This is a genomic window from Planctobacterium sp. R6 (genome assembly GCF_055755215.1).
Map to the genome: position 1 here is coordinate 1 of NZ_JBVTQY010000068.1, position 13046 is coordinate 13046.

At 48.1% G+C, this 13046-nt stretch carries 13 protein-coding genes; 6 read left to right on the forward strand and 7 right to left on the reverse strand.

The features are described 5' to 3' along the window. Nucleotides 1-1437, forward strand: a 1437-nt coding sequence (locus AC0J20_RS22440; protein ID WP_473023454.1) for a response regulator, incomplete at its 5' end; no start/stop codon positions are given. Here the strand turns inward: AC0J20_RS22440 and AC0J20_RS22445 are convergent. Both AC0J20_RS22445 and AC0J20_RS22450 read right to left on the reverse strand, forming a co-directional pair. Continuing rightward, nucleotides 1405-2100 carry a DUF2982 domain-containing protein gene (locus tag AC0J20_RS22445; protein WP_229530912.1) on the reverse strand — a complete coding sequence of 232 codons (696 nt, stop codon included), beginning with the start codon at nt 2098-2100 and terminating at the stop codon, nt 1405-1407. The two genes, AC0J20_RS22440 and AC0J20_RS22445, sit on opposite strands and share 33 nt — an antisense overlap. Continuing rightward, nucleotides 2097-2333, reverse strand: coding sequence for a hypothetical protein (locus tag AC0J20_RS22450; RefSeq protein ID WP_473023455.1), 237 nt, complete (start codon nt 2331-2333; stop codon nt 2097-2099). The genes AC0J20_RS22445 and AC0J20_RS22450 overlap by 4 nt, the downstream gene beginning before the upstream one ends. Nucleotides 2334-2445: 112 nt before the next feature. On the opposite strand from AC0J20_RS22450, the gene AC0J20_RS22455 reads away from it, so the two are divergent. From AC0J20_RS22455 to folE, 3 genes are all read left to right on the forward strand, one after another. Next, entirely contained in the window at nt 2446-3495 is a 1050-nt protein-coding gene (locus tag AC0J20_RS22455; protein WP_473023456.1) for an efflux RND transporter periplasmic adaptor subunit, read from the forward strand. Between the two features lie 2 nt (nt 3496-3497). After that, a complete protein-coding gene (locus tag AC0J20_RS22460; protein ID WP_229530914.1) occupies nt 3498-6608 on the forward strand; it encodes an efflux RND transporter permease subunit in 3111 nt (1036 codons plus the stop codon). A gap of 180 nt (nt 6609-6788) precedes the next feature. Further along, entirely contained in the window at nt 6789-7358 is a 570-nt protein-coding gene (folE, locus tag AC0J20_RS22465; protein WP_229530915.1) for a GTP cyclohydrolase I FolE, read from the forward strand. 3 nt (nt 7359-7361) lie between these two features. Here the strand turns inward: folE and AC0J20_RS22470 are convergent, their stop codons facing one another. The 3 genes from AC0J20_RS22470 to AC0J20_RS22480 all read right to left on the reverse strand — a co-directional run bounded on the left by AC0J20_RS22470 (nt 7362) and on the right by AC0J20_RS22480 (nt 10302). After that, nucleotides 7362-8336, reverse strand: a complete 975-nt coding sequence (locus AC0J20_RS22470; RefSeq protein ID WP_473023457.1) for a S41 family peptidase — start codon at nt 8334-8336, stop codon at nt 7362-7364. A gap of 73 nt (nt 8337-8409) precedes the next feature. Next, nucleotides 8410-9054, reverse strand: coding sequence for a UPF0149 family protein (locus AC0J20_RS22475; RefSeq protein WP_229530917.1), 645 nt, complete (start codon nt 9052-9054; stop codon nt 8410-8412). A gap of 3 nt (nt 9055-9057) precedes the next feature. Beyond that, nucleotides 9058-10302, reverse strand: a complete 1245-nt coding sequence (locus tag AC0J20_RS22480; RefSeq protein WP_473023458.1) for a phosphoglycerate mutase family protein — start codon at nt 10300-10302, stop codon at nt 9058-9060. Between the two features lie 44 nt (nt 10303-10346). On the opposite strand from AC0J20_RS22480, the gene AC0J20_RS22485 reads away from it, so the two are divergent. Next, the gene (locus AC0J20_RS22485) at nt 10347-10928 is read left to right on the forward strand and encodes a methyltransferase family protein (RefSeq protein WP_473023459.1); all 582 of its coding nucleotides are present in this window, start codon (nt 10347-10349) and stop codon (nt 10926-10928) included. A gap of 3 nt (nt 10929-10931) precedes the next feature. Here the strand turns inward: AC0J20_RS22485 and AC0J20_RS22490 are convergent, their stop codons facing one another. Then, nucleotides 10932-12074 (reverse strand): MalY/PatB family protein, encoded by a 1143-nt coding sequence (locus tag AC0J20_RS22490; RefSeq protein WP_229530992.1) that lies wholly within the window; start codon nt 12072-12074, stop codon nt 10932-10934. A 94-nt stretch (nt 12075-12168) separates the two neighbouring features. Further along, nucleotides 12169-12576: a response regulator gene (locus AC0J20_RS22495; RefSeq protein WP_229530920.1), complete on the reverse strand. Its 408-nt coding sequence runs from the start codon at nt 12574-12576 to the stop codon at nt 12169-12171. 166 nt (nt 12577-12742) lie between these two features. Between AC0J20_RS22495 and AC0J20_RS22500 the strand changes: the two genes are divergently transcribed. Further along, a complete protein-coding gene (locus AC0J20_RS22500; RefSeq protein ID WP_229530921.1) occupies nt 12743-12955 on the forward strand; it encodes a YgaP family membrane protein in 213 nt (70 codons plus the stop codon). The last annotated feature ends 91 nt before the right edge of the window (nt 12956-13046 follow it).

The window sequence follows — 13046 nt, forward strand, 5'->3', positions numbered from 1 at the left end:
TTTCACTCAAACCTGTCATCCACCCCCTGTCTAACAATACGAAAAACTGAGGCGACAACTATCCTGACACAGGGGGGGGATACGGGTATTGGGATTGCCGAAGAAAATCAGGACAAGTTGTTTAAATCCTTTTCGCAACTGGATGATTCCCTAAATCGCAACTATCAGGGCACCGGACTGGGCCTGGTGATCTGCCGTCAATTGATGCAACTGATGGGGGGCAAATTAACCTATCAAAGCGAATACGGCAAAGGCAGTTGCTTTGAAATCGCGGTTAAGTGCCATAAATTCAGTAAGCACAATGATATTGCCGAGCACTCAGACTGGTTGAACAAACGTGTATTAATTCTGGATCACGATCCCCGTTCTCGTCTGGCCAGCGCCACCTTATTGCACCGCTTAGGTGCCAATGTCACCAGTGGCACAAAACTAAGCTGGTTGGCAGAGCAGTTTGACAGTTATGATTATTTTTTTACCGATGAAGATTCCCTGTCGAAATATCAGGAAGACCAATTGCTACGGGTTATCCGCACGTTAGAAGCGGAGCAACGGGTATTGCTGGTGGGTGCAAACGGCAACCCCACAGGCCCTTTTGCCAGCCATTTCCACAAATTGTTGGAATCTCCGCTGCTAACCAGTCGCTTGCTAACCTTTCGAGACAAAGAAGAACAGGCACCTAAAAATATCTGGAATGAACGGCTGTTAAATCTGCCCAAGGCGAAAATTCTGGCGGTGGATGATATGCCTATCAATCTCAGGTTACTGAATACCTGGTTGCAGGAGTCGCCCGTTCAGTTGCAGCTGGTTTACAGCGGCGCTGATGCCCTGGCATTGTGTCAGCAGGAAGAGTTTGATCTGATCCTGATGGACGTGCAAATGCCGGATATGGATGGCCTTGAGGCTACCAGCCTGATCAGAAAAACCACGCTGAATCAGGGGACGCCGGTGATCGCAGTTACTGCCCATGCTTTTAAAGAAGAAAAGCAGCGTTTGTTAAATTCCGGCATGGATGACTACCTGCCTAAGCCGCTAGAATTGGGCGCGCTGATCAACCTGATTAAGCGCTGGTGCAGTGTGCCGGAACACAACGTCACCATGTTACCGGATTTGGACTGGCAGTTAGCGCTGACGCGGGCAAATCAAAATGAAGACGTTGCCACCGAGATGCTGCAGGAATTTGTTAAAGCACTCCCGGAAGCCATTGCGGCAATTGCGCGCGCGGCGAAGCTGGAGGATTGGTCCGGAATGGAAAAAGCCGTGCATCGTCTACACGGTGCCAGTTGTTATACCGGCGTTCCGAAACTACAACGCCTTTGCGCTGAAGTGGAAGGGGATCTTAAGTCGGGCCATATCAAAGAAGCCCGCCGAGGAGTTGATGAATTGCAGCAGGCCACCCAGGCGGTGTTAACTCAGCAGGCTTCGATGGCAGGCGCGTAACAGGTCTGCAAATTCTTCCACGCTGCGGTCCAGTTCGGCACTATTGATAAACAAATCATAACCGAGTCGTTCCCGCAGTTTAGCCATACGGTTAGCAAACATACCCTGTACGCCTTTGTAGATCTTGCCATCACTGTCTTTGTAGATGTCGTCTTCCAGCAAATCATCGCCGTAACAACTGCCCGAAGCGCAATCGGCATTGTTTTGTAGCAGCAGCGGGCGCTGCTCCATTAAAAGATGGGTCATCAGGCGCGGTGAAATACTTTCAAGGATGGGACCGTAGTGCTTTACCCGCAATCCCACTAATGACAAAGAGCGCTGTTCCAGTCCTGAACTTACTTTGGGGATATCGATGCGTTGCACATTTTCCCAGCTCAGGCTCCAGCGACCATTGCGATGTTGGTAATCAATTTGCGTCTTAGAAATGGTTAAACTGTGTTGCGGCTCCCGCAATTTCAATAAACCTAACAGCAACGCAACTATGCCGGCAGAAGTGACAAAAATAGCCACCAGGGTGACATTTTCCGGCAAAACTTTAAACATCAGTATGGCAATCATCAGTAGCAACAATCCAAAAATCAGGCTGGATAAACCATTGCGTTTTGCGGTTGCCCGGATCTGAATCGGTTGATTGTCATCTATATCGTGCTTTATCTCTGTCATTGATTACTCGCAGTTACCACCAAAATACTTCCAGTATCAGGTACATAATAACGCCCCAGAGCAATATCAGGCGCAGTTTTTTGCAGTATGGGCAGTCGGTTTGCCACCACTTCATCCGGTAGTACTCTTGTTTGTTTGCCAATATCATGAGGCCCGGTAGCCCAAAATCCAACAAATTCAGCCTGTTTTCGACAAATAACCGGATATACGGGATGAGTTACTGAGCCAAACATTGTGTTTTGCCTGTATCAAATTTCTAATACTAAATCACTTCAGGCCATTGCCTGCTACACTTTTTTTAGTTTCCCGTTAATGGCTTGCTACCCGACTCGATAAGGATCTCTTATGGCTCAACAATTTAAATTTTCTCCGCTAATTTTAGCGATTTTGCTTTTGGCTGGCTTACTGGCCTGGTTGTATATGCCTACAGAGCAAACAGAAAGCGCTAAAGCCGGGGGAGAAATCCCTGTTGTCGCCACCGTCGTGCAGCAACAACCTTTTGCTCAGGTGGTTGAGGCACTGGGCACCGCAACGGCCAATGAGGCAATAGTGGTCACTGCCCAGGAAACCGATAAAATTGAAGCCCTGTTGTTTGATGATGGCGATTTGGTAAAGCGCGGCCAACTGCTGGTCCGCATGAATATCAAAGAAGAGCAGGCCAGGCTGAACGAACTGAAAATAAATCTGGCAGAGGCGCAAAGACAACTTAACCGGGTAAAGGGATTGGTTAAAGAAAAGGCCGCCTCACAACAGTTACTGGATGAGCGGGAAGCTCAGGTAGATGCCCTGATTGCACAAATCGATGTCGCTGAAGCTCAAATCGCAGACCGGGAAATTCGCGCGCCGTTTGATGGCTTGCTGGGGGTCAGACAGGTGAGCGATGGCGCCCTGGTACGACCCGGTGATCAGATCACAACCCTGGACGATATTCAAACCCTGAAAGTGGACTTTAGTGTCGCTGAGCGCCACTTACCCAGTGTTAAGTTGGGGCAAAAGGTACAGGCCACGTCAATCGCCTATCCAGGGCAACTGTTTGAAGGCGAGATTTCCCATATTGATTCCCGGGTAGATGCTGCCACCCGTGCAGTGCGGGTCAGAGCCAAGATTTCGAATCCCGAATTACTGATCCGTCCGGGCATGTTATTGCAAGTCCTGGTGCAGAAAAGTGTGATGCAGTCGCTGGTTATTCCGGAGTCCGCTTTGGTGCCGATTGATGATCAGCAGTTTGTCTTTGTGGTTGAAAACGGCAAGGTCAGACGACTGGCTGTGCAACTGGGAGCCAGAAAACCCGGTGAAGTGCAGGTTATGGCTGGATTGACCGAAGGCCAACAGGTGGTAACCCAGGGCACTCTGAGGTTGCAAGACGGTATTGATGTCAAAATCGTGGAGGAATAGCCATGATTTTGTCTGATGTTTCTGTCAAAAGGCCGGTTTTCGCGACGGTTGTTAATGCTCTGCTGCTGATCTTTGGTTTTGTCGCCTTTAATATGTTGGCGCTGCGCGAATATCCGGATATTGATCCGCCTATCGTGTCCATTAATACAAACTATCCAGGGGCATCTGCCACCATAGTAGAGTCGCGAATCACTCAGCTAATTGAAGATCGCATCAGCGGTATTGAAGGGATTAAGAATATCACTTCCAACAGCCGCAATGGTCGATCCAGTATCAGTATTGAATTTGAACTCGCCAGAGACATAGACGCCGCGGCCAATGATGTGCGGGAGCGGGTGAGTCGGGTGCTCAATAACCTGCCGGATCAGGCTGATCCACCGGAAGTGTTTAAAAGCGATTCCGATGAAGACGTGATTGTCTGGTATAACCTGCGCAGCGACAACCTGTCGGTACTGGAACTCACCGATTACGCTAACCGGTTTATTGTGGACCGGCTCTCAACCGCGGATGGTGTTGCCAGAGTACGGATTGGTGGCGGACGTGACTACGCCATGAAGGTCTGGTTGGATCGCAATGCCATGGCCGCCAGAGGGATTACTGTAACCGATGTCGAACGGGTGATCCGTTCTGAAAACGTCGAACTTCCGGCAGGGGAAGTGGAATCTGTGGACCGCAATATGGAAGTACGGGTTGCCCGCACTTTCCTGACCGAGGATGATTTTGCCAATTTAACTATTGCTCAGGGCATTGACGGTTATCTGGTAAAACTAAAAGATATCGCTGTGGTAGAGCTTACCGCTGAAGACGATGAAACCGAGTTCCGCGGCAACGGCAAAAACATGGTGGGATTGGGGATTGTGAAACAATCTAAAGCCAATACCCTGGAAGTAGCCAGAGCAGCGAAAGAAGCCATCGAAACGATCCAGCAATCGTTGCCGGAAAATGTCTTTATTGTGCCCAGCTACGATTCTTCAATATTTATCGCTGAATCAATAGAAGAAGTTTACAACACCCTGGGAATAGCCATGTTAATGGTGGTGCTGGTGATATACCTGTTTTTGGGGAACGTTCGCGCGACTTTTATTCCCGCTATTACTGTACCCATTTCCCTGGTGGCGGCGTTTACTGTCATGCTGGCACTGGGTTTCTCCATTAATTTGCTGACGTTGCTGGCTCTGGTGTTGGCGATTGGGTTGGTGGTGGATGATGCCATTGTAGTACTGGAAAACATCTACCGGCGCATTGAATTAGGCGAGCCACCATTGCTGGCCGCTTATCGCGGCGCCAGAGAAGTGGGCTTCGCGGTTATTGCCACTACCTTAGTGTTGATTTCAGTATTTGTACCTCTGGTATTTCTGGAAGGCAACATCGGACGTTTGTTCACCGAATTTGCCCTGGCTATTGCCGCAGCAGTGGCGTTTTCCAGCTTTACGGCACTTACCCTGAGCCCTATGTTGAGTTCTAAAATTCTGCAAAAAAGAGAGCGCAATAAAGGCTTTGGCGCCTGGGTGGATAAACAGTTTTCCAAACTGGAAAATACCTATCACCGGGTTCTGGACAGCACCTTACATCAGCCACTGGTCACCGCGTTATTAATCGCCGGTAGTTTGTTTGCCATCTACGGCCTGTTACAAAAGATACCCAGTGAATTCGTACCGAAAGAAGACCGGGGCAACTTTTTTGTACTGATGCAGGCGGCCGAAGGCGCCAGCTTTGAAAGCAACGCGGCGAATCTGAAAAAAATTGAAGCGATTTTATTGCCTTACATTGATAACGGCGAATCGGATCGGGTATTGGTCAGAACTCCGGGCTTTGGTGGTTCTGCAGGTATCGCTATCTTTGGTGCGGTTCCCTGGGATCAACGACAACGCACGACCTTTGACATCATGAACGAAATCAGTGGCAAGTTGGCTGAGATACCGGATGTACGGGCATTTGCCGTGATGCGCAGCAGCTTAGGAGGGCGGGGTATTGGCAGGCCGGTGCAATTTGTCTTGCAGGGCGATACCTACGACGACCTGGTGCGTTACCGCAATATTGTGATGGAAAAAGCCCAGGAAAATGACAAGCTATTGCGTCTGGACTCTGATTATAAAGAGACGTTACCGCAATTATTAGTGAATATTGACCGCGACCGCGCTGCGGATCTGGGGGTCTCAATTGGTGATATTGGTCGTACTCTGGAAACCATGTTAGGGCAACGCCGCGCGTCTACCTTTTTGGACCGGGGGGAGGAATACGATGTGATTCTGGAAGGTAAAGAAGAAGACTATCGCAGCCCCGACAGTATCGAAAATATCTATGTGCGCTCCGCCAGCAGTGGTCAGTTGATCCCGCTGGACAATCTGGTATCGGTCAGTGAGCAGGCAACGTCGGCGCAGCTCAATCGTTATAATCGCATGCGCAGTATTACCATCAGCGCCAACCTGGCCGATGATTACACCCTGGGGGAAGCGCTGGAGTATCTGCGCACGATCGTGCGGGATGAGTTACCGGAAGGGGTTGGAATTGATTATCGTGGCGAATCTCAGTTGTATCAGGATTCGGGTAATTCAGTGCTGTTTATTTTCATTCTGGCTCTGGTGATCACCTATCTGGTCCTGGCTGCCCAGTTTGAAAGTTTTGTGCATCCCTGGGTTATTCTGTTAACGGTGCCGCTGGCACTGGTGGGAGGGCTCGCCGGTTTGTGGTTAGCGGGATTAAGTCTCAATATTTACAGTCAGATAGGGTTGGTGATGTTAATCGGTCTGGCGGCCAAAAATGGTATTCTGATTGTGGAATTTGCCAATCAGTTGCGCGACGCCGGTCATGAGTTCGAATCGGCGTTAAAGCGTGCATCAACGCAACGCTTAAGACCCATTGTGATGACCGGATTTACTACTTTATTCAGCGCCATTCCGCTGGTGATCGCGACCGGTCCCGGCTCTGAAAGTCGTATGGTTATTGGTATGGTCATTTTTGCCGGGGTGGCGGTGTCAGCGTTTTTAACCTTGTTTATTGTACCCACTGCCTACTATTATCTGGCCAGAAATACCGGTTCGCCACTGAAACTGGCGCACCAGGTAGAAGATCTGGAAGAACAAATACCCTATAAAAAAGGCGGCGAAATTTAACCGCAACGGTTAACAGGCTTCAGGCTGGTACAGCGGTATTCTGCCACTATTCATACCGCTGATGTTTTAAACAATCATTATATGCGCCTGGACGCTTTATGTTCAGGCGTGCAAAGTGATATAATCCGCCACCCCAAAAATGCCGTATAGTGGTAAACAGTTAATTTTCAGGATAAACAGATGGCAGATAACCGCACCCAATCGCAAATAGCGCAGCACTACAATGACATTATTCAGTTGTTGGGTGAAGATGTGACGCGTGATGGCTTGCTGGATACCCCGCAACGTGCCGCCAAAGCAATGCAGGCATTGACTTCAGGCTATGAAAAAACCGTCGATGAAGTGGTCAACGGCGCTATTTTTGAGGCCGATACCGATGAAATGGTGGTGGTTCAAGGGATCGAGTTTTACTCCTTGTGTGAGCACCACTTACTGCCTTTTATTGGAACCTGTAATATTGCTTATCTGCCTGAAAACAAGGTATTGGGCCTGTCTAAATTTGCCCGTATCGTTGATATGTTTGCCCGTCGTCTTCAAATTCAGGAAGGCCTGACTAAGCAAATTGCCGAGGCAATTCAGGACGTTACCGGTGCCAAAGGCGTAGGTGTTATCATGGAAGCCAAACACATGTGCATGATGATGCGTGGTGTACAAAAGCAAAACTCTTCTATGGTGACCTCTGTAATGCTGGGTAACTTCCGCAGCTCCCAGGCCACTCGTGATGAGTTCTTAAGGCTGATTGGCAAATAAAGACTAATGGGCGGTGGCAAGCTTTATTGCTGCCGCTAATGCTTCATCCAGCGCTACCGGATAATCAGGCTGCACCCCTTGCTGGTACCAGTTTTCTCCCGAATTCGGGTGTGACGGAATAGCCACTGCCATTGTTAATTGGGTGCTATGACTCAAATGCACCTGTTGGGTCATGTAAGCCAGCCCCATCGAGTCCTGTCCTAAAACTTCCGCCTGACCGGATTGTTGCAAACTATAAGCAAAGGCTTCCCAGGGGCCCAGAACAAAACTTGAATTAATCACATAGGTGGGTACATCGTTAAACATTGGCTCTGACTGGCCTGCGGGATAAAGTAACCGGGGAGCCTGTGCCGGGTTGAAGTGCAGTTTTAAAAACGGAATATCTGGTGACAACCAGTGGCCCAGCAAATGCTGAATCAACGGCATATTGCCTTCGCCGACTGAACTGAGGTCGATAATCAGCGCCTCGTTATGACTTAACTCTTGTATAGCGCGATCAATATCAGGCAACGCGCTCAATGATAAAAAGTTTCCGCTTAACGCCAGATAGCCAACCTTGTCAAACTGTTCGATAGCAACAGTATACTTATCTGGGTAGTTGCCATTAGCTTGTGATGATGTGGTAATTGGTGCGCTAATCTCATTGGAACCCAGATTATGAGCGCCATAGTGAATTTCAAAGTTGCTGTCCTGACTGGCTTCAATCAGCAATGCCTCAAGTTGAATTTTTAATTGACCGAAAGGCATGGCACCGAGAAGCTTGCCTTGCAATTGGGCGCTGACTATCTGCTGACGAATGAATTTTTGTTTTTCAGGGAACAAGTAGTGCTTTAGAATCATGGAATCTAAATTCTCCAGCAGCTCTACCACTTCATCGGCACTGATTTGTGGCTCATCATATCGTTGAGTATCATTCTGCCCCAGAGCTGCCCACGACAGGCTCCATAGTAATAACCAGCTGCACAATCCCTTTGTCATAAATTCAATCCAAAAAATCTAATACCGGTATTAGGTAGGTTGTATGTATAAGATTACAAGGGACCAGTTCGAATCAATGCCGGCCCGGCATATTTTTTTGGAACGTGTCAAATTGGTGGGGCAGGTAACTCACCAGCTCACCGGATAACTTTACATATTCCTGTAGCGATGATGACAATGATTTGGCAAGTAAGGGCAGTTTCGCCTGAAAGTCTTCGGCATCTCGTTCTTTGGCCTGTTGCACAGCCAGGTTGATATCGGCAAACGTAGTGAACATGCGCAAGCAACGGGTCAGTCTGGTGGAAAACTGCTCAGACGTTTCCGGTTGTGCTTGTAGCATAGCCTGCCAGGCTTGTTGCCAGATCTCCTCCAGTAAACCATGACCGGTGATCAATCCGGTCATCCATTGCTGTAAATTGTCTTCATGGGCCGGGTAATGGCAATCGGCAGGCAAATTAACCTGGTTGTCCCGCATAGCCTGAAGTTGTTCTTTCAACAGTTGCATCAGAATATTGGAAACCTTGTCTACCTGTTGGGATTGGATTTCTCCACCGGTCTGCACTACCCAGGGAAACCATTGTTCCGGCATCGGAATGTCCGGACTGGCACAGACCGCAAATAACAGGCCCCGGATATAGACGGGTGACCGGAAAATATCACTGTTGTTTTGCCACTGATAGAACTGTTCCAGTGACTTTATGCTGTCTTTTTTTAACATCGCTTAGTTCTCCGGGGGGCTATCAGACAGGTTGGTGTATTGCGTTAGCTCATAAACCCAGGGCATGTGTAACACTTCGATTTTAACGACTTTTGGTTTGTCTTCGGTACTGATATAAAAAATCTGTGATGGTGCTCCACCAGACAATTTAACTTTGCGTGTTTCAAATGTACCAGCCGGCACGGTGACCGTTTCCTTGCCCATTGGAATGTATTGGATGCGGGTTTCATGGCCGTCATAAGCGTTGAACCACTCAAAGCTGAAGGCTTTATCATTGGCAAAAAAAGGTACTGTCATTATCGCTGTGGTGCGTTCAACAGAACTAAGTCCGGTGCGATTATCGATCTGTTGTCGTCCCTGAACTTTATAAACTGGCCGGGCAATCTCAGAATGCCCCGTTACCTGTTTGAGTTCACCGTCAGGGCTGTAATCCTGCCATCGTAAGTTAATGTCTGCCGCGGTGCTCATGGAACCGATAAGACGTAAAGTAACCGGTAACAGGTTGTCAGTTTCAGCTGTGGCACTAATGGTGGCATCAACGTTAAACTTTTTCACTTTAGTCACTTCTGTCAGCCGTATTTGATTGTCCTGGAGGAGTATTTTCTGTCTCGCGGTACCTACTTTTTGCTCCGAAAACAGCATATCGAAATGAGATTCGAAACTGTGTATTTTTTGCTGGTCTACGCGAATCTTCGCAAGGGCGGGCTTTTTGTATTCCTGTTGCATATCCACCGCCCCTAACGACATCTTCAGCTCACTGTTGAGATAGATGCTGAACAGGGTGCGATTGTATTCGTCTTCATCAATGTCTTTTTGCGATAGGCCGGTTAAATGAAAAGCCAGCTCTGGTGTGGTGTTACTGTGGCCAACCACCAGTGCTTTTTGACCTGAAGCTTTGAGCTTTTCTGCAAAATCCTTCAGGTTTTTGGGATCGTATTGAATAACATCGAGTCCTAACGCTTTGGCAATCGGTTCAGCAGTTTGTTGAGTGCGTTGATAGTTTGTGGCGTAAACAGCCTGAATACCTTTATCCAGTAGCAGGTCTTTTAACTTATTTGCCTGATTCCAGCCTTTTTCGGTGAGTTGTGGGTCCTTACTACCATCTCGCTGTTTTTCCATATGACGCACCAGCCAGAGATCGGCGTCAGGTGGTGTTTGAGCCACACTGTTGGTCAGCCAAAATAGTAAAAATAGGGAAAAGAAACGCAAACGGAAGATGGGGAATATTTTATTTTTATCGTTAGTCATTGTACTTATGCTAAAACTGTTCAGATACCAGGGGTTGTTGAGCTTTGCTGCAAAATTGTATCGCTAAGAGCAACAACCCCTACTATGACAAAAAATCCTGGTCAGGCATAGACACAAAGTCGCAAACCTGGATAATCAGGGTGAGCTGTCTGACGAAAGGGGATATGGGTTTGCTGAAAAATAAAATTCCACCAGTGCTGGTGGTGGCACTCTATCTGGCTGTGATGTTTGGCCTTACGACAGGGTTTCCGCAATTGCGCTTTCAGCTGAGTTATCATATACCGCTGGCCAGCCTGCTGTTAATTATCGCTTTGCTGATTATCACAATGGCAGTCCTGGCTTTCAGAAAAGCCCAAACCACGGTAGACCCGACACAACCGGAAAATGCCTCGAAGCTGGTATGTGGTGGCATTTTCAGTGTGACTCGTAATCCTATGTATTTGGGGATGGCTTTGTTACTTATCGCGGCCGGAATATATTGGCAGCACATTGCGGCACTCGTGTTGGCGCTGAGCTTTCCTCTGTATCTGACCTGTTTTCAGATACTGCCGGAAGAACAGGCGATGGCAAAACTGTTTCCGGCACAATGGCCCGACTATAAAAAACGCGTCAGGCGTTGGATCTGAGTATTATCTTTTCAGGCGTTGTACCGCTTGTTCCAGGTAAGACTTTGGACAGCCGAAGTTGATACGGATAAAGTTCTTATCGCCAAAATCTGCGCCAGGTGAAGGACCAACGCCTTTGGCTTCAACATAAGCCTGTGGCAAATCGACGCCGAGCTTGCTGGCATCTATCCAGGCCAGAAATGTTGCTTGCGGCAACAGCATGTTAAAGCCATCGATTTGGTTGATTTCTTCAAATAAAAACTGGCGATTCTTACGCAGGTATTGCAACAGGGTGTCGTACCATTGGTCGCATTGAGTAAAGGCGGTTTCAGTGGCCACCAGACCCAGGATGGTCACCCAGGGCATAATACCCATCATGGCTTTACTGAAGCTGGCGCGTAACCTGGCATCCGGAATAATGGCGAATGAAGTGCCAAGCCCGGCAACATTAAAGGTCTTGCTGGCCGCCATCAGGGTAACACTGCTGTTTTGCAATTCCGGCAACGCGCCGGCGGGCAGGTGTTTTGCCTGTTCATCCAGCACCAAATCGCAATGGATTTCATCCGATATCAGCAACACCTTGTTTTGCTCGCAGATACGGGCAATTTCAGACAATTCCTGTTGTGTAAATACCGTTCCTGCCGGATTACCCGGGTTGCACACAATAAAGATTTTGCAGGCCGGGTCTTTGGCAGCTTCTTCCAGGGCGTTGAGATCTATAGTCCAACGGTCATTTTCGACGATGGTAGGTATATCAACGCGTTGCAGATTATTGATCCCAGGCGCGGCTAACAAAGGCGGATAGTTGGGAGTCTGAACTATTACCTTATCACCGGGCTGACAGTAAGCCTGGCAGGCCACATTAAAGGCGGGTACAACACCCGGTGTCCAGACAATCCATTCGGGTTGAATATCCCAGCCATGCTGCTTGCTGAGCCAGCGACAAACTGCTTCGTTGGCGGGCTCATAGCGGGCTGGCAGATGGTAGCCCAGTAACCCGTGATCGGTGCGCTGTTTTATGGCGGTTAAAATCTCATCCGCACATTTAAATTCGGTGTCGGCAACCCACAGGGGTAAGATGTCTTTGCCCTGGTATTTTTGCCATTTCATTGAGTAGGTTTCACGTCTGTCAATGATGGTATCGAAGTCAGAAAGGGTGTAATGCATGTTTCTGGCGTCTCTTAATGCTAGGTGTGACAAATAGTGCCTTTGCTGGTGAAATAATGCTAAGACCTGATGGTTGTATATTATATGTGGAGGGTTAGCGCTTTGCTTCTTCCGCTGTGCTGGCGTCGATCAGATTCTGCACTTTTTTTAGTAAACTGTTGGCGGTAAAAGGCTTGGCCAGAAAATCGTTCACGCCGGCTTGCACGGCTTTTACAACATACGATTTGGAGGCGTTACCGGTTACCATTAAAAACGGGATTTCTTTATTCAGAATACGGACTTCTTTTAAAAACTCCAGACCATTCATCCCCGGTACTTCCCAGTCACTGATGATCATACCGAAATAGGAGGGATCTTTCTTAAAACGGTTTAGCGCTTTAGAACAACTGGCGTGAATATCAATCTCACCGAGATCCAGTTCCCGTAACATATGGCGCAATAATTCCTGAGTCAGCTCTTCGTCATCAATCACCAGAATATTGATTTTCTTTGTTAATGCCATCCTGTATGAGGCTCCTGTAGGCAGTATGGGGAAATGAGGGCGTCAAACGTTAAAGATAGCGGGAAATGCCCAAAAGTAAAAGCGGCATTTCTTTGATCGCGATCAATATCGCTTTGTCTGTTGCGGCACATACTGATACTGAAAATTAACTACCGGAGTATCCAGCATGAGAGAAAGAGATAATGTCGGCGTATTAGACACCGCGATTAGAGGCGTAATGGCCTGTCTGTTGTTGGCGCTGGCTGTCGAGCAGTTATTCAGCGTAGCTGTTACCCTTTTGTTATTCGTCATGGGCAGTGCCTTATTTGTCAGCAGCGCAACCGGATTTTGTCTGTTGTACAAGCTGCTTGGTATAGACACCTACCACCTAAAATACTGAGTGCTTACAGACACAAAAATGTATGGTCCGCCTCGTTATTGCAACAATAAATTTCAATAACGGGGTTGGTTGTGCGCTAATGTATTCGGAG

Bases quoted from the DNA above. Each gene is read 5' to 3' on its own strand.
- AC0J20_RS22445 (WP_229530912.1), bottom strand. From the start codon at position 2,100: ATGACAGAGATAAAGCACGATATAGATGACAATCAACCGATTCAGATC.
- AC0J20_RS22450 (WP_473023455.1), bottom strand. From the start codon at position 2,333: ATGTTTGGCTCAGTAACTCATCCCGTATATCCGGTTATTTGTCGAAAA.
- AC0J20_RS22455 (WP_473023456.1), top strand. From the start codon at position 2,446: ATGGCTCAACAATTTAAATTTTCTCCGCTAATTTTAGCGATTTTGCTT.
- AC0J20_RS22460 (WP_229530914.1), top strand. From the start codon at position 3,498: ATGATTTTGTCTGATGTTTCTGTCAAAAGGCCGGTTTTCGCGACGGTT.
- folE (WP_229530915.1), top strand. From the start codon at position 6,789: ATGGCAGATAACCGCACCCAATCGCAAATAGCGCAGCACTACAATGAC.
- AC0J20_RS22470 (WP_473023457.1), bottom strand. From the start codon at position 8,336: ATGACAAAGGGATTGTGCAGCTGGTTATTACTATGGAGCCTGTCGTGG.
- AC0J20_RS22475 (WP_229530917.1), bottom strand. From the start codon at position 9,054: ATGTTAAAAAAAGACAGCATAAAGTCACTGGAACAGTTCTATCAGTGG.
- AC0J20_RS22480 (WP_473023458.1), bottom strand. From the start codon at position 10,302: ATGACTAACGATAAAAATAAAATATTCCCCATCTTCCGTTTGCGTTTC.
- AC0J20_RS22490 (WP_229530992.1), bottom strand. From the start codon at position 12,074: ATGCATTACACCCTTTCTGACTTCGATACCATCATTGACAGACGTGAA.
- AC0J20_RS22495 (WP_229530920.1), bottom strand. From the start codon at position 12,576: ATGGCATTAACAAAGAAAATCAATATTCTGGTGATTGATGACGAAGAG.
- AC0J20_RS22500 (WP_229530921.1), top strand. From the start codon at position 12,743: ATGAGAGAAAGAGATAATGTCGGCGTATTAGACACCGCGATTAGAGGC.